The 15,243-nt window shown below is 65.6% G+C and carries 17 protein-coding genes and 2 pseudogenes; 17 read left to right on the forward strand and 2 right to left on the reverse strand.

What is annotated here, in order from left to right; all coding sequences use genetic code 11:
• Positions 1-150: 150 nt before the first annotated feature.
• The 3 genes and pseudogenes from PARHAE_RS21570 to PARHAE_RS21355 all read left to right on the forward strand — a co-directional run.
• Positions 151-273, forward strand: a pseudogene (locus PARHAE_RS21570) (DUF1153 domain-containing protein); the annotation flags it as partial.
• A 49-nt stretch (positions 274-322) separates the two neighbouring features.
• Positions 323-484: a hypothetical protein gene (locus PARHAE_RS21575; RefSeq protein WP_241232736.1), complete on the forward strand. Its 162-nt coding sequence runs from the start codon at positions 323-325 to the stop codon at positions 482-484.
• On the forward strand, positions 481-1,269 hold the full coding sequence (locus PARHAE_RS21355) for a hypothetical protein (protein ID WP_206436894.1): 789 nt from the start codon (positions 481-483) through the stop codon (positions 1,267-1,269). Before PARHAE_RS21575 ends, PARHAE_RS21355 begins: the two co-directional genes overlap by 4 nt.
• On the opposite strand, the gene PARHAE_RS08050 is transcribed toward PARHAE_RS21355, so the two are convergent.
• Positions 1,193-2,044 carry a DeoR/GlpR family DNA-binding transcription regulator gene (locus PARHAE_RS08050; protein ID WP_126154100.1) on the reverse strand — a complete coding sequence of 284 codons (852 nt, stop codon included), beginning with the start codon at positions 2,042-2,044 and terminating at the stop codon, positions 1,193-1,195. The genes PARHAE_RS21355 and PARHAE_RS08050 overlap by 77 nt on opposite strands.
• A 64-nt stretch (positions 2,045-2,108) precedes the next feature.
• On the opposite strand from PARHAE_RS08050, the gene PARHAE_RS08055 reads away from it, so the two are divergent.
• The 13 genes from PARHAE_RS08055 (at position 2,109) to PARHAE_RS08115 (ending at position 13,035) form a co-directional block, all read left to right on the forward strand.
• Complete coding sequence (locus PARHAE_RS08055) at positions 2,109-3,389, forward strand: class-III pyridoxal-phosphate-dependent aminotransferase (protein WP_126154101.1); 1,281 nt, start codon at positions 2,109-2,111, stop codon at positions 3,387-3,389.
• 20 nt (positions 3,390-3,409) lie between these two features.
• On the forward strand, positions 3,410-4,939 hold the full coding sequence (locus PARHAE_RS08060) for an aldehyde dehydrogenase family protein (protein WP_206436895.1): 1,530 nt from the start codon (positions 3,410-3,412) through the stop codon (positions 4,937-4,939).
• Positions 4,936-5,547, forward strand: coding sequence for a BMC domain-containing protein (locus PARHAE_RS08065; protein ID WP_126154102.1), 612 nt, complete (start codon positions 4,936-4,938; stop codon positions 5,545-5,547). Before PARHAE_RS08060 ends, PARHAE_RS08065 begins: the two co-directional genes overlap by 4 nt.
• The gene (locus PARHAE_RS08070; RefSeq protein ID WP_126154103.1) at positions 5,547-5,984 is read left to right on the forward strand and encodes a hypothetical protein; all 438 of its coding nucleotides are present in this window, start codon (positions 5,547-5,549) and stop codon (positions 5,982-5,984) included. Before PARHAE_RS08065 ends, PARHAE_RS08070 begins: the two co-directional genes overlap by 1 nt.
• Positions 5,981-6,250 (forward strand): EutN/CcmL family microcompartment protein, encoded by a 270-nt coding sequence (locus PARHAE_RS08075; RefSeq protein WP_099649182.1) that lies wholly within the window; start codon positions 5,981-5,983, stop codon positions 6,248-6,250. Before PARHAE_RS08070 ends, PARHAE_RS08075 begins: the two co-directional genes overlap by 4 nt.
• Before the next feature lie 12 nt (positions 6,251-6,262).
• Positions 6,263-6,544 (forward strand): BMC domain-containing protein, encoded by a 282-nt coding sequence (locus PARHAE_RS08080; protein ID WP_099649183.1) that lies wholly within the window; start codon positions 6,263-6,265, stop codon positions 6,542-6,544.
• 27 nt (positions 6,545-6,571) lie between these two features.
• Complete coding sequence (locus PARHAE_RS08085) at positions 6,572-7,195, forward strand: microcompartment protein (protein WP_126154104.1); 624 nt, start codon at positions 6,572-6,574, stop codon at positions 7,193-7,195.
• Positions 7,196-7,302: 107 nt separating this feature from the next.
• Complete coding sequence (locus PARHAE_RS08090; RefSeq protein WP_126154105.1) at positions 7,303-8,433, forward strand: ABC transporter substrate-binding protein; 1,131 nt, start codon at positions 7,303-7,305, stop codon at positions 8,431-8,433.
• A 61-nt stretch (positions 8,434-8,494) separates the two neighbouring features.
• Complete coding sequence (locus tag PARHAE_RS08095; RefSeq protein ID WP_126154106.1) at positions 8,495-9,574, forward strand: ABC transporter ATP-binding protein; 1,080 nt, start codon at positions 8,495-8,497, stop codon at positions 9,572-9,574.
• Complete coding sequence (locus tag PARHAE_RS08100) at positions 9,561-10,415, forward strand: ABC transporter permease (RefSeq protein ID WP_126154107.1); 855 nt, start codon at positions 9,561-9,563, stop codon at positions 10,413-10,415. Before PARHAE_RS08095 ends, PARHAE_RS08100 begins: the two co-directional genes overlap by 14 nt.
• Complete coding sequence (locus tag PARHAE_RS08105) at positions 10,412-11,206, forward strand: ABC transporter permease (RefSeq protein WP_126154108.1); 795 nt, start codon at positions 10,412-10,414, stop codon at positions 11,204-11,206. The genes PARHAE_RS08100 and PARHAE_RS08105 overlap by 4 nt, the downstream gene beginning before the upstream one ends.
• A 33-nt stretch (positions 11,207-11,239) precedes the next feature.
• Positions 11,240-12,019 carry a 3-oxoacyl-ACP reductase FabG gene (fabG, locus tag PARHAE_RS08110; protein ID WP_126154109.1) on the forward strand — a complete coding sequence of 260 codons (780 nt, stop codon included), beginning with the start codon at positions 11,240-11,242 and terminating at the stop codon, positions 12,017-12,019.
• Positions 12,020-12,030: 11 nt separating this feature from the next.
• Positions 12,031-13,035 (forward strand): phosphotransferase enzyme family protein, encoded by a 1,005-nt coding sequence (locus PARHAE_RS08115; protein ID WP_206436896.1) that lies wholly within the window; start codon positions 12,031-12,033, stop codon positions 13,033-13,035.
• A gap of 75 nt (positions 13,036-13,110) precedes the next feature.
• Here PARHAE_RS08115 and PARHAE_RS22090 read toward each other — a convergent pair.
• Positions 13,111-13,227, reverse strand: a pseudogene (locus tag PARHAE_RS22090) (TRAP transporter large permease subunit); the annotation flags it as partial.
• A 500-nt stretch (positions 13,228-13,727) separates the two neighbouring features.
• Between PARHAE_RS22090 and pepD the strand changes: the two are divergent.
• A complete protein-coding gene (pepD, locus tag PARHAE_RS08125) occupies positions 13,728-15,236 on the forward strand; it encodes a beta-Ala-His dipeptidase (RefSeq protein ID WP_126154110.1) in 1,509 nt (502 codons plus the stop codon).
• Positions 15,237-15,243 lie beyond the last annotated feature (7 nt).

Genomic DNA, 15,243 nt, shown 5'->3' on the forward strand with positions numbered 1-15,243 from the left:
CCGTCTTCAAGAACGGCGGCGGCGCGCATCTGGATCTGATGATCGCCTCCTGGATCATCGACAGGCTCAGCCAAGCGTAAAGGTCTGTTCCACCACCGCTGTATTGGCCCAGTGAAAATCTGCTCATGCTACAGGGAGTAAAACGTAGCGATGAGTGGGCCATTGGAAGACGTCGTCAAACGATGGACGGCCAAACGCAAGTCGGCGTTGGTCATCGAAATTCTTCAGGGCGAGACGACGGTGGCGGAAGCCAGCCGCAGCCATGACCTTTCCCCGTCCGAGATCGAGGGATGGGTCGATGATGCCCGTCGGGGCATAGAGAATGCGCTTCGGGGCCAACCCGCTCGATGTCCGGCAAGAATACGAGAAACAGCTGCCCGATCGGCAGGAAGCCTATGGCGAGGCCATGCTGGAACTGCATGCCCGAAAAAGCTGGTGGCCCTTATTGAGCGGGAAGACGATAATTGATCCGGACGCTTCATGAGGGCCATGCTTGCGGATGGGATCAAGGTGTCGCTGGTGAAGCTCTGCGCGTGGTTCGGCGTGCCGCGGCGGACGGTCTATTACAAGCCCGCCAAAGCTGCGCCGAAGGTGGGTTCGCGCTTCGCCGAGCCGATCAAGGCCGTGATCGCGGAGAACCCTTCGTTCGGCTATCGCACGGTGGCGTTCCTGCTAAGCTTCAACAAGAACACCGTGCAGCGGATATTTCAGTTGAAGCACTGGCAGGTCCGCAAGCGCCCCATCGGCATGCGGCCCCGCATTCAGGCGCTGCCGTCCATCGCCATCGCGCCGAACGAGCGCTGGTCCACCGACCTCTGCCGGATCTGGGCCGGCAAGGACGGTTGGACCTCGCTGGCCCAGGTCATCGACTGGCACACGCGCGAACTTCTTGGCTGGCACCTGTCGCGCTGCTGGACCGCGCCGGGTTTGCCGGAGGCTGATTTTCGTAGTTACGCGGCCATGCCCCGAGCGTATTCAAGGGCTATCTCCTCGCGTTCGACGAACGAAAGGCTGCGGTTCGTCGGCACACGAACCGTGCGGGCCGGCCCCGTCGAGCACCATCCGCACCGCACGCTCGCGCACTTCAGGGGAAAACGTGCTCGTCGGCTTGTTCATGATGCTCCATCCTCCTCAGGAGTTGGAGCCTCCGGCAAACCCGGCGCGGTTCAGGACGTAGGCCAGATCAAGGACTTCAGCCGGCGATTTCGAGCGTCGCGCCGCCGTTGCGCAGGGCTTGCTCAATCGAGCCGGGCGGAGCCTTGTCGGTGACCAGCGTCATCGCCGGCGTCCACGGGCACAGCATCACCAGCGCCCGCTTTTCGAACTTGTCGTGGTCGGCCAGGACCACCCCCCTGGCGGCGCTGTTCAGCATGGCGCCATAGACTTCGGCCGCGCTCAGCAGTGCCTCGCTGACGCCGTCGGCATTGACGCCCGAGGCGCCGATGATCGCTACCGGCGGGCGATAGCGCTCGATGGCCCGGATGGTTTCCGAACCGCAGACGATGCCCTCCTTGGGCTCGAAGATGCCGGGCAGCATCATCACCTCGATCAGCGGGTTGGCCGAAAGCTCCATGGCGACCGGATAGGCCGGGGTCATCACGGTCAGGCGATGGCGGATCTCGCGCAGCGCGCGGGCAAAAATCAGCATGGTGGCGCCGCCGCCCAGCAACAGCGCGTCCTCGCCGGCAAAAAGCTCGGCTGCGCGGGCGGCGATGGCGCGTCGCTCGGCGACGTTCAGGGTCAGACGCTCGGCCAAGGCCGGCTCGAAGCGGCTGCTGGCGCTGACCGCCCCGCCATAGGTGCGGCTGATCCGGCCCTGCTCGTCCAGTTCGGTCAGGTCGCGGCGAATCGTTTCGGTCGAGACCTCCAGATCGGCGGCAAGCTGGGTGACCCGCATGGCGGGATTGGCCGCCAACGCGGACAGGATGCGGTCGTGTCTGAGATCCTTGCGTGATCGGTTGGTTTTCACGTCGTGCTTCCCGTTCGGCTGGGACACAGGGTCGCAGATCGGCGCCGGCACCACAACCGCAATTATGACCGACATGCCACATTTAATGTTGCATGATGAAGATTATTGTGACACGAATCGGTCAAACGGAGGTGCGCTGGTGTTCAACTACGGCTACTTCAGCTTCGACTCGAAGGCTGACCTTCTGCAGAAGGCGACCGAATACTGGAATCCGGGCAAAACCAAGTTCTGGCAGGATGCCGGCATCGACCTGGTGATCGACGGGCGCGAGGGGTATTTCCTTTACGACATGTCGGGCCGGCGGCTGATCGACCTGCATCTGAACGGCGGCACCTATAATTTCGGGCATCGCAACCCGGAACTGGTCGCCACGCTGAAGTCCGCGCTGGATTATTTCGATATGGGCAACCACTGGTTCCCCTCGGTCGCGCGGGCGGCCTTTGCCGAAAAGCTGGTCCGGACCGCGCCGGGGATGCAATATGCGATCTTTGGCGCTGGTGGCGCCGAGGCGGTGGAAATCGCGCTGAAAACTGCCCGATATACCACAAAACGCCGCAAGATCGTCTCGATCATCAAGGGCTATCACGGCCATTCGGGCCTGTCGGTCGCCACCGGCGACGAGCGTTTTTCCAAGATCTTCCTGGCCGACCGCCCCGAGGAATTCATCCAGGTCCCGTTCAATGACATCGACGCGCTGGATCGCGCCCTGCGCGGCCGCGACGTGGCGGGCTTCATCATCGAGACGATCCCGGCGACCTATGGCTTCCCGATGCCGGCCGAAGGCTATCTGCAAGCCTGCCGCGATCTTTGCACCCGCTACGGCACGCTTTACATCGCCGACGAGGTGCAGACCGGGCTGATGCGCACCGGCCAGATGTGGGGCTGGCAGACCTATGGCGTGCAGCCCGACCTGTTCGTCACCGGCAAGGGGCTGGGCGGCGGCATCTACCCGATCAGCGCCTGCCTGGTCAGCGAAAGCTGCGGCGGCTGGCTGCACGAGGATGGCGCGGCGCATATCTCGACCTCGGGCGGGTCGGAACTGGGCTGCGTCGTCGGCCATCAGGTCATCGACATGCTGCAACGCCCCGAGGTGATCGCCAATGTGCAATCCGTGGCGCAGTTCTTCCAGCGCGAGACCGCGCGGATGATGGCGCAGCATTCCGACATCTTCGTCGGCGTGCGGCAACGCGGCGTCATACTGGGGCTGGAATTCGACCACCCCGAAGGCGCGGTCGCCGTCTCGCGCGCGCTTTACGAGCATGGGGTCTGGGCGATCTTTTCCTCGCTGGACAAGCGGGTGCTGCAATTCAAGCCAGGCGTCCTGCTGGACGCGGCGCTGTGTCAGGAAATCGTCGACCGGATGGAGGCCGCCATGCCGCGCGCCCGCGAATTGCTGCGCAAGCCGGCGCGGGCGGCGTGATGGCGATGGGGGAACGGGGAATGCAGCTTCACGACGACGCGCCGCGCCTGGCGATGCCGGACCGCTCGCAGGCGGTGGCGGCCATGCAGATCGACCGTGCCGGCTGGGCCGGGCGGGCCTTCGCCAGATACGACCGCGCGGCGGTGATGCGCATCGCCCGCGCCGTGGCCGAGGCCGCGCATCAGGCGGCTGCGCATTACGCCGAATGGGCGGTGCGTGAAACCGGCATGGGCGTGGTCGAACACAAGACCCTGAAAAACCAGCTTTCCGCCCATCCTCTGGTGGATTTCTACGAAGACCTTGATCTGGTCAGTCCCAAGGTCGACCCAGACCGTAAGATGGTCGAGATCCCGAAACCGGCCGGCGTCATCCTGGCGCTGACCCCGGCGACCAACCCGATTTCGACGCTGTATTACAAGGCGTTGCTGGCGATCCTGTCGCGCAACGCGGTGATCTTCAGCCCGCATCCGCTGGCCCGCGCATGCTGCGCCGATGCCGCCGCGCGGCTCGAGGCGGCGGCGGTGGCGGCGGGCGCGCCCTCGGGGCTGATCCAGTGCATTGCGAACCCCTCGGTGCCGCTGGTGCAGGCGTTGATGGCATCCGACAAGGTGCAGGTGATCCTGGCCACGGGCGGCGGGCCGATGGTGCGCGCGGCCTATTCCTCGGGCAATCCGGCGATCGGCGTCGGGCCGGGCAATGCGCCGGTCTATATCGACGACAGCGCCGATCCGGGCACGGCTGCGGCGTGGATCGTCGACAGCAAAAGCTTCGATAATTCGGTGTTGTGCACCAATGAAAGCGTGCTGCTGGTCCATGCCGCGCGGCGCCAGGCCTTTGAGCGGGCGCTGCGGGCCGCCGGGGCGCACCTTTGTTCGGACGCCGAGGTGGCGCAGTTGCGCGCCTATCTGTTCCCGGACGGCCATCTGAACACCGCCGCCGTCGGTAAAAGCGCGGTCTGGATCGCGCAGCAGGCCGGGTTCCGGGTGGTGCCCTCGATCCGGGTGCTGGTCGCCCCGATCACCCTTGCCGGCATCGACGAGCCGCTGTCCAAAGAAAAGCTGTGCCCGGTGCTGGCCATGCTGACGGTTGACGATTTCGCGCGCGGAACCGGCGTCGCACAGATGATCCTGCGCATGTCGGGGGCGGGCCATTCCGCTGCCTTCCACGGCAAGGATGCGCAGCGGGCGCTGGATTTCGCCAGCGCGCTCAGCGTCTATCGCGTGGTGGTGAACGCGCCCTGCTCGCAGGGGGCGGCGGGGTTCGCCACCCATCTGGCGCCGTCCTTCATGATCGGCACCGGCTATTTCGGCCGCTCTTCGGTTGGCGAGAATATCGGGCCGCAGCATCTGGTCCACTGGACCCGGCTGGCGTGGAACAAGGACGCCTCGGTGCCTTTCGCGGATTTCAGCGCCGTGCGCCTGTCCTATGAAAGCCCGGATGCCGGCAGCAGGCCAGCGCCGGCCCCTGCGGCCCCCGCCGGTGTGGACCGCGACATGCTGCGGCAGTTGATCTTGCAGGAACTTCGCGGACTGACCGGGGGGCAGAAATGACCGAACTGCGCGCCTTCATCTTCATCGACCAGCTTCAGCCGCAGACGCTGGCCTATACCGCGACCTGGATGCGCGGCACCCTGCCGCGCGCCCGCATGGCCGCCCAGATCATCGAGATCGCGCCGGGGCTGGATGTCGAGGCGCTGACCGACATCGCCCTGAAAAGCGCCGAAGTCCGCGCCGGCTTCCTGGTCGTCGAACGCCAGTTCGGCACGCTGCAATTCCACGCCTATTCCACGGCCGAGGTGCAGGCCGCCGCCGACGCGGTGCTGCACGCCATGGGCAAGACCCGCGACGAGGCGGAAAAGCCAAAGATCATGGCCTCGAAGATCGTCACGCGTCTGGACGACCAGCACGCCTTCCTGATGAACCGCAACAAGACCGGCTCGATGGTTCTGGGCGGCGAAAGCGTCTACCTGCTGGAATGCCAGCCCGCCGCCTATGCCATCCTCGCCTGCAACGAGGCCGAGAAAGCGGCCGATATCAAGGTCATCGACATGCGCATGATCGGCGCCAACGGCCGGCTGTATCTGGCCGGGACCGAGGCCGACGTGCGCAACGCCCGCGAGGCCGCCGAACGCGCGCTGCGCGAGGCGGGGGCGCGCTGATGTCCGACATCCGCGCCCTGATCCGCGAAGTGCTGGCCGAGGAAATCGCGGCCATCCGCGCCGAATTGACCGCCGGGCCGCGCCAGGAACAGGTGCGGGTGGCGACCGCCGCCGATCTGACGCAATTCGCGCTGTCGGTGCTGGACCGCGCCGCCGATCCGGGCTTTGCCGCAGCACTGCGCGGCGGCGGGCTGCACTTCGTGCCGATGGCCACCCCGGCGCCCGGTCCCGCGCCGACCGCGCAGCCTGCGGTGCTGGTGACCACCGTTCCGGCGCCGGTGCCGGAGCTGGCCAAATCGCTGATCACCGAACGCGACATTGCCGCGATTGCCGAGGGCGAGACCCGCCTGCGCGTCGGCAAGCGCAGCAGGCTTACCCCGCTGGCCGGCGACGAGGCGCGCCGCCGTGGCATCAGGATCGAAAGGAATGCGACATGATACGGGCGCGCGTCAGCGGCAGGCTCTGGTCCACGCGGCATATCGGCACGCTGCCAACCGGGGCACTGCTGGAAGTCGAAACCGAAACCGGAGCAAAGCTGATCGCCTTTGATCCGCTGGGCTGCGCCGAGGGCGAGGCGGTGCTGGTCACCCAAGGATCGGTCGCCGCCGCCTGGTTCACAGAACGCTCGGCGCCGATCGACGCGCTGATCATCGGGTCTGTCGATGAACAAACCGCCGGGGCACCGGCTGAGAAACGCAAGTGAAGGAGGTCTGAAATGGCGAATCTTGCAATCGGAATGATCGAAACCAAGGGCTATGTGCCGGCGCTGTCGGCGGCTGATGCCATGGTCAAGGCCGCGAACGTCGAAATCATCGCCCGCAACGAGGTCGGCGGCGGGCTGGTCTCGGTCGTGGTGCGCGGCGACGTGGGCGCGGTCAAGGCTGCCACCGAAGCCGGCGCCGAGGCCGCGGCCCAGGTTGGCGAGGTCACCGCGGTCCATGTCATCCCGCGCCCGCATGCCGATCTGGCCAAGCATTTCCAGGCGATCCAGGGCTGAGACCGGCCGCAGCGAAAGGACTGAGGCATGACGGAGCTTCGCGTCTACCTTCCCATTGAGGACCTTCAGCCTCAGTTTGCGGCCTATCTGTCCTCGCCCACGCGGGCGAGGGGATACCCGCCCTTTGCCGGGCAGAATTCGCTGATCATCGAGGTGGCCCCCGCCTTGGCCATTCACCGCATCACCGATCTGGCGCTGAAGTCCGCGCCGGCGATGGAGCCGGGCATCCTTTACACGGAACGCCAGTTCGGCCTGCTGGAGCTGCATTCCGACCGCATCGAGGATCTGGAAGCGGCAGGCCGCGCCATCCTGGACGGTATCGGCGCCAGTCCCCAGGACCAGTTGCGCCCGCAAATCCTGTATCACGACATCGTCGAGGACCTGTCGGACCAGCATGCGATCATCCTGAACCGTTCGCGCGATGCCTCGATCCTGGTGCCGGGGGTGGCGCTGCTGATCTATGAAATGGCGCCGGCGCTGTTCGCCTGCGTCGCCGCCAACGAGGCCGAAAAGGTCGCGCCGAACGCGGTCATCAACGACGTGCAGATGATGGGCGCGACGGGGCGGCTGTTCATGTCCGGCTCGCTTGCCGACATGCGGCTGGCCCGCGACACCATCACCGCCCGGCTGGAAGCGATCACCGGGCGCTGAAGCGATCGCCCGCGCCCCCTTGGGGGCAGGGGCCAACATCAGGACGAATGTCCCAAACGGCCGAGGTGGAAACCACCCGGAACACCAACCAACATGGGAGAAATGCGATGGTTACGCGTCGTCAATTCGCTGCGGGGGCTGCGGCTTTCGTTGGCCTGTCCGCGCTCGGGGCTCCGCGCCGGCTTCTTGCGGGCCGCACGGATCGCCTGAACATCCTCTGCTGGGAGGGCTACAACTCGGACCAGGTGCTGAACCCGTTCCGGGAACTGCATCCCGACGCGACGGTGCGCGCCGAAAGCGGCACCTCGGACCCCGAGATGATCAACCGGCTGCGCGCCGGCGAACTGGCGGTCTGGGATCTGATCAACGTCAACCAGCCCTGGGCGCGCGGCGAGATGGCGCGCGACAAGCTGATCCGGCCGCTGAACAAGGACCGCTTCCTGCCCTATTTCGCCAAGATGACGCCGGAATTCGCCAAGCCCTATCCGATGTCGTTTTCGGATTCCGGCGACCTGCTGGGCATGCCGCAGCGTTACGGCCCGTTCTCCTTCGTGGTCAATACCGACAAGATCAGCATCGAGACCGCCGAGACCGAGGGCTGGGACCTGTTCTCGGACCCCGGCCTGAACAAGCGTTATGGGCTGCTGACCTATGACAACTGGAACGTCATCCACCTGTGCCTTGCCGCAGGCGTCGATCCGTTCAAGCCGGTCGAGGGCGCGGACGCCCAGAAATTCGCCGACAAGGCCAAGCAGATCGTCGCGGGCGCGCGGCTGATGACCGACGATCTGGTGGCGATGAACACCGCGCTGATCAATGGCGAGATCGACTGCTATTTCACCGGCGGCAGCTACACCGCTTCGCCCGCGCGCTATGACGGCGCCAGCTTCGTGCGCGCCATCACCCCGCGCGGCGGCGGCTTCGGCGGCAAGGGCGGTGCCTCTTGGGTCGAGCTGACCTCGGCGGTGAACAACCCAGACCCGTCCGATCTGGCCGAGGATTTCCTGGAATTCGTCCAGAAGCCCGAGATCGCGCAACTGGTCGCGTTTTCGGAAGGCACCTACAACCCCGTCGCGCAGATGGGCAACCCCGAGGTGCTGGCCCGCTTCGACGCCGACATGCTGGACGCGATCCAGTATGACACGCTGGAAGAGGACATGAGCCGCTGCCACGAATTCGATGCGGTGCCGTCCTATGACGCGCTGCTGGCCACCTATGTCGCCGCGCGGCGCGGCTGAATCCGGCTGACCCGCGCCGGATCGCGCGGGTCTTTGCAATGCTTTTCGGGAAGGTCGCGCCATGGGGGCCGCTGCATTCGTTCGACTGGAAAACATCACCAAGCGGTTTGGCACGTTCACCGCGCTGGACCGGATCAATCTGGACATTGCCGAAGGCGAGTTCCTGACCATCGTCGGCCCCTCGGGCAGCGGCAAGTCGACGCTGATCCGGCTGCTGGTCGGCATCGACGACGTGACCTCGGGGACGATCAGCCTTGATGGCACCCGCATCGACACCGTGCCCGCGAACCGGCGACCGACCTGCATGGTCTTCCAGTCGCTGGCGCTGTTCCCGCATATGACCGTCGGCCAGAACATCGAGTTTCCGCTGAAGCTGCGCAAGATGGCGCCTGATGCCCGCCGTGCGCGGGCGCTGGAACTGCTGCGCCTGCTGCGCCTGCCGGAAAGCTATTACGCCAAGCGCATCACCCAATGTTCGGGCGGCGAGCGGCAGCGGGTGGCGCTGGCCCGCGCGCTGGCCTTCGATCCGCGCATCATCGTCTTTGACGAGCCGCTGTCGGCGCTGGACTACCGGCTGCGCAAGACGCTGGAAAAGGAACTGAAGGATCTGCACGCCCGCACCGGCAAGACCTTCGTCTACATCACCCATTCGCTGGAAGAAGCGATGGTGATGTCCGACCGCATCGCCATCATGCGCGCTGGCCGGTTCGAACAGATCGCCACCGCCGAACAGATCTATTCCCAGCCGGTCAGCCGCTTCGTCGCCAGCTTCATGGGCGAGGTGAACCTGTTCGACCTGAACGGCAGCGATTGGGGCGGGTTGCCCGTCAAGCTGTCGCCCCAGGCGCAGGCGGCGGTCGCGGTGCCGCCGGACTGGCGCGGCGCGGTCATGGTGCGCCCCGAACTGGTGCGCTTCCTGGCCCCGGACGAGACCGCGGATTTCACCCTGAACGGCCGGCTGCACGCGGAATATGCGCTTGGCTCGCGCGTGCAATACACGGTGCAGGCGGGTGACACCCCGGTCATCGTCGAACGGCCGTTCGAGCAGCGGCTGGGCAGCCGCAGCGGCGATCCGGTCCGGCTCGGCTGGGATGCCGGCGCCGTCCACCTGATCGCGGAGGTGGCACATGGAACGGCTTGAACGCCGGCTGGGGTTCCTGTCGGCCCTGCCGATCATGGCGCTGCTGACGCTCAGCTTCGTCATGCCGCTTCTGGTGGTCGCGGGCTTTGCGATCATGCCGCAAAAGGTCTTCAGCCTGGCGCATTTGCCGGATTTCTCGTCCTTTCGGGTCATCATCGAACAGGGCTATTATCGTTCGCTGCTGCGGTCGCTGGGGCTGGCCTTTCTGACCACGACGATCCTGTTCGTGATCTGCTGGCCGCTGGCCTATGGCATGGCCAAGGTCTTTGGCCGCTTCACGCTGGTCATCACCCTGGCGGTGGTGATGCTGCTGTTCGTATCGGAAAACGTGCGGCTGTTCGGCTGGAACCTGACGCTGATGAAGGGCGGCCTGCTGGAAGGCCATATGCGCGCCTGGCTCGGCACCGGCTTTGAAAGCCCGCTTTACGGCTGGCCGGTGATCGTCTTCGGCATGGTCTATGTCTATTTGCCGTTCATGCTGTTCCCGCTGGCGCAAGGCATCTCGCTGGTGCCCGACGACGCCCGGCTGGCCGCCGCCGACCTCGGCGCCGGGCGCTGGCGCATCCTGTTCCAGATCGAGATGCCGCTGGCCGCGCCCGGCATCATGGTCGGCTGCCTGCTGACCTTCGTGCTGTCCGCCGGCGCCATCGCCGAGGCCAAGCTGCTGGGCGGCCGCAGCGTCGTGGTGCTGACCGACGACGTGGAAAGCGCCTTCACCTTCGGCCAGAACTGGCCGCTTGGGTCAGCCCTGTCGCTGATGCTGATCGTCATCGTCGCGCTGTTGGTGCTGGTGCCGATCAGCCGCATCGACCTTGACACGCTGATGGGGCGCAAGAGATGACCGATGTCCGCCGCTCGACCCGCATCGCGCTTTACGGCTACGGCCTTCTGGTGCTGGCGGTCATGTATCTGCCGCTGGTCTCGGTCGGTTTCGCCGCGGTCTCGAAGGCGCGCTACCTGACCTTTCCGATCCGCCGCTATACCAGCGAATGGATGGGCGCCGCGCTGACCAGCCCGAACGTCAAGGACTTGGTCGTCACCTCGCTGAAGGTTGCGGTCACGGTGACGGTCCTGTCGGTGATCCTGGGCTTTTTCGGGGCGCTGGCCTTTGCCCGCTTTCAATGGCGCTATCGCGGCCTGTTCCAGAAGCTGATCCTGCTGCCGATCTTTTTCCCGCAGGCTGTGCTGGGTCTGGCGCTGCTGATTTGGTTCAATGCGCTTGGCGTGACGCCAAGCTGGAAGACGGCGGTGGTCGCGCATCTGGTCTGGATCGCGCCCATCACCACGCTGATCATCGCCATCCGCGCCTATTCCTTCGACCCCGCGCTGGAAGAAGCCGCCCGCGACATGGGCGCCTCGACGACGACCGTCCTGCGCGAGGTGACGCTGCCCTTGCTGATGCCCGGCATCGTCTCGGCGGGACTGTTCGCCTTTTTGCTGTCCTGGGGCAATTTCCCGCTGTCGCTGTTCACCAGCGGCGTCGATGCGACGCTGCCCAAATGGCTCTATTCGCGGATGGTGTCGGGCTACACGCCGCAGATCCCCGCGCTTGGCATCCTGTCGGTCATCGGATCGGCGGCGCTGCTTCTGGTCGGGCTGGCGCTGCTGCGCCTGCTGCGGCGGCGGAACTGACAGACAAAACAAAAATGACAGGGAAATCTACACATGCTGACATCCATCAAGGGAAAAAGCGTCCTGGTCACCGGCGGCTCGCGCGGCATCGGTCGCGGCATCGCGCGGGTCTTCGCGCGGCAGGGCGCGCGCATCACCATCGCCGCGCGTGACAGCGCGGCGATCGACGAGGTGCTGGCCGAAATGCGCGCTCTGGGCGCCGAGGCGCGCGGCGCCGCCTGCGACGTGACCGACTATGACAGCGTGCGCGGGCTGATCGACGACACGGCGGCGGCGCAGGGCGGGCTGGACATCCTGTGCGCCAATGCCGGCATCTTTCCGCAGGTCAAGATAGTGGACATGGACCCCGCCGATTGGGACCGGGTCATCGACACCAACCTGCGGTCCACCTTCTTCTGCGTCAAGGCGGCGATCCCGCATTTCGAACGCGCCGGCAAGGGCCGGGTCATCGTCACCTCATCGATCACCGGCCCGGTCACCGGCTATCCCGGCTGGGCGCATTACGGCGCCTCGAAGGCCGGGCAGCTGGGCTTCATCCGCACCGCCGCGATGGAGCTTGCCCGCTACAACACCACCATCAACGCCGTCATGCCCGGCAATATCTACACCGAAGGCTTGCAGGGCCTGGGCGAGGGCTATCTGCAAACCATGGCCAATTCGATCCCGCTGAAGCGGCTGGGCGATGTCGAGGACATCGGCAACGCCGCGCTGTTCTTCGCCTCGGACGAGGCGGCCTATGTCACCGGCCAGCAGATCATCGTCGACGGCGGCCAGATCCTGCCGGAAACGCTGGAAGCCTTGCAGGCGATCTAAGGGGGAATGCCATGATGGTCTCGCGTTTTCCCCTTGCCGAGCGGCTCAAGCACCTGGAAATCCTGTCGAACGCGGCACTTGACCTGTGGCCGGTGCCCACGGGCGCGCAGTCGCGGCTTATCAACGTCTCCGAGAATGCCACCTATCTGGTCGAGGCGCCGGGCGGCTGGCGCGCCGTCCTGCGCATCCACCGCGCGGGCTATCACAGCCGGCGCGGCATCGAGCAGGAGCTGGCCTGGACTCAGGCGCTGGTCGCCGACGGGCTGGTCAGCACGCCCGCGCCGATCCCCGGCCGGGACGGCCACCTGGTGCAGGAACGTTTCGTCCCCGCATTGGACGAGACCCGCTACATGGTGCTGTTCCAGCACGCCGCCGGCACCCAGCCCGACGAAAGCGACGACCTGACCGTGCCCTTCGAGCATCTGGGCGCCATCGCCGCGCGCACGCATCTGCATTCGCAATCCTGGCCCCTCCCCGAGCCTCTGGAACGGCTGACCTGGGATCTCGACGCGGTCTTTGGCCCCAAGGCCACCTGGGGCGACTGGCGCGACGCGCCGAACGTCACACCCGAGGTGCGCGCGGTTCTGGAACAGGTCGAAACGGTGCTGCGCCGGCGCCTGACCGCCTTTGGCAAATCGCCCGACCGCTACGGGCTGATCCATGCCGATATGCGGCTGGCGAACCTGCTGATCGACGGCCAGTCGACCTGCCTCATCGACTTCGACGATTGCGGGCTGGGCTGGTATCTTTACGATTTCGCCACCGGCATCAGCTTCATGGAGGATCATCCGCAGGTTCCAGCGCTGCGCGACGCCTGGGTGCGCGGCTATCGCAGCCAGCGCGACCTGCCCGATGCGGACGAGGCCGAGATCGACAGTTTCGTGATGCTGCGGCGCATGGCCCTGTTGGCGTGGATCGGCAGCCATATCGAGGCGCCCGAGCCGCAGGCCTTGGCGCCGAATTTCGCCGCAGTCTCGGCCGAACTGGGCCGTCGCTATCTGCGAACCGTCGCCTAGCCGGGCAGACCACCGCCTGCCGAGCCAATTCGGCCAGAGATCCTGCGCGTCTTCAAGGAGAGCTATCGCGTCTCTGGCGTGCGCAGGATAGCCGCGTTCGGCCATCGGGTCGATCATCAGCGTGCCGATGGCCGCCACCGCCGCCGTGGCCGTCCCGGCGATGACGGCGAACATGCCCGACGCCCCGACCATGGCAGTGCCGGGCCGGAACCGTGTCCCGTGAGGACTTCGAAGGCCCGCGATCAGGCGGGCAGCTTGGGCGACCAGTTACCCAATGAGGTAGGAAGAAGGATTGCTCCACTCGGGCGGGCCCGTCCCGATGATCCCCGAGTTGGCTTGCCTCGAGACGCTGAAGCGAAGTTGGTTTCTTGCTCCAACAGTGCGTCTGGCTAGAATCAGTGTCGTTCATGCCCCTGCTCCAATGAGTATTTTGCGAGGGTTCCAAATATGCGGTTGCAGAAAGAAGATGGGTTTTAAACAATCCTGGGAAAAACACTTTAAAAACAAAAGCGAATTTTCGCCGCACTGCAGCTAAACAAAAACTTTGCCAGCGCAACACAGGCTATGATATAAATGATTTGTTAATGAACAAATGCGTCATCAAGCAGAAGCGGCCTGCAAGGTTCGGAGGAATGCCTTGCCGAGGAGCGTTGAGCGATGAAAGCCGCTGAGGTGTAACGGGAGGAGTGGACGTGGACGTTGATCTGAAGGAGGGGCGCGTGGACCATGCGGCGTCGTCTGGCGTGCTGGCCAAGGTCGAGCCGCGCGAAGTCATGGGCTTCTTCGAGGCGCTGAGCGCCCGACATCGCTGCTCGCGCCACGAGAAGGACGCGGCCGACTATGTGGCGGATTTCGCGGCGGCACGAAAGCTGGTGTGCCATCGCGACGCGCTGCAGAACATCATCGTCAAGAAGCCCGCCACTCCTGGGTACGAAAACGCCCCCACCGTGATCCTGCACGGTCACCTGGATATGGTGTGCAAGACCGACGAGGGAGTCAGCCACGATTTCACCAAGGGCGTCACGCTGAAGCTGGACGGAGACCGCATCCGCGCCGAGGGCACGACGCTGGGGGCCGACAACGGCCTGGGCATCGCCTACATGCTGGCCTTGCTGGACAGCGACGACATCCCCCATCCGCCTCTGGAATGCGTGATGACCGCGATGGAGGAGATGGGCAAGGTGGGCGGCGACGGCGTCGATCTGTCGCTGCTGTCGGGCAAGCGGATGATCGACTTCAACTGGATCGAGGAGAACCAGTTGCTGGCCGGCTGCTCGGGCGACGTGTCCTGCCGGATCGACGTGGACGCGGATTGGACTGCGCCCGTTGCGAGTGGCGAGACCTGGGCGCTGGAGATCGGCGGCCTGCGCGGCGGGCATTGTGAATTCGACATCCATTTCGAACGCGCTAATGCCATTGTCGCCCTTGGCCGCCTGTTGCGCCGCGCGATGGGTCAGGGCGGGGTCGAGATCGCCCGCGTTTCTGGCGGCGTGCAGAACAACGTCATCCCTGCCGAGGCCGCCGCGCTGATCCGCATCGAGGGCGGCAAGGTCGAGGCCGTGCGCCACGCGGTCGAGACGCTGGCTCAGGACCTGCGGGCCGAGTTCCGGCTGGCCGATCCCGACATGCGCATCACCCTGGCGCTGTCCGACCTCCCGGTCGAACGGGTCTTTTCCGCCGCCGCCGCCAAGCGGCTGCTGGGCGTAATGCTGCTGCTGCCCGACGGCGTGCAGACCCAGAATCTCGAGGTCGCGGGCAACTGGGAAACCTCGAACAATATCGGGCTGATGGTCACCAACGGGGCAGGGGTCGAGATCACCTCGACCATCACTAGCGCCGTCACCTCACGCAAGCACGCGGTCCTGGACCGATTGATGCTGATTGCCGAACTGGCGGGGGAAGGGGTCCGCGCCAGGCAGATCGGGCTCGACGCGCCAGAGTTCCCCTGGAATCCCCAATCGCGGATGCTGGCCATCGCGAAGGAAAGCTATGCCCGCGTAATGGGCCGCAAGCCCGAGATCCTGGTCTCGGTCTGCAGTCTGGAACTGGGCATGTTCACGCAGCGCATCCCCGGCCTGGACACGATCGGGATCGGCACGAACCTCTTCGATCTGCATTCCCCCAAGGAGAGCATGGATCACGCCTCGGTCGCGCGGGTCTGGCCGCTGATCAAGGACGTGATGCGGTCCCTGCGCAACTGACGCCTGC

This window comes from Paracoccus haematequi, assembly GCF_900631945.1.
Taxonomy (GTDB): domain Bacteria; phylum Pseudomonadota; class Alphaproteobacteria; order Rhodobacterales; family Rhodobacteraceae; genus Paracoccus; species Paracoccus haematequi_A.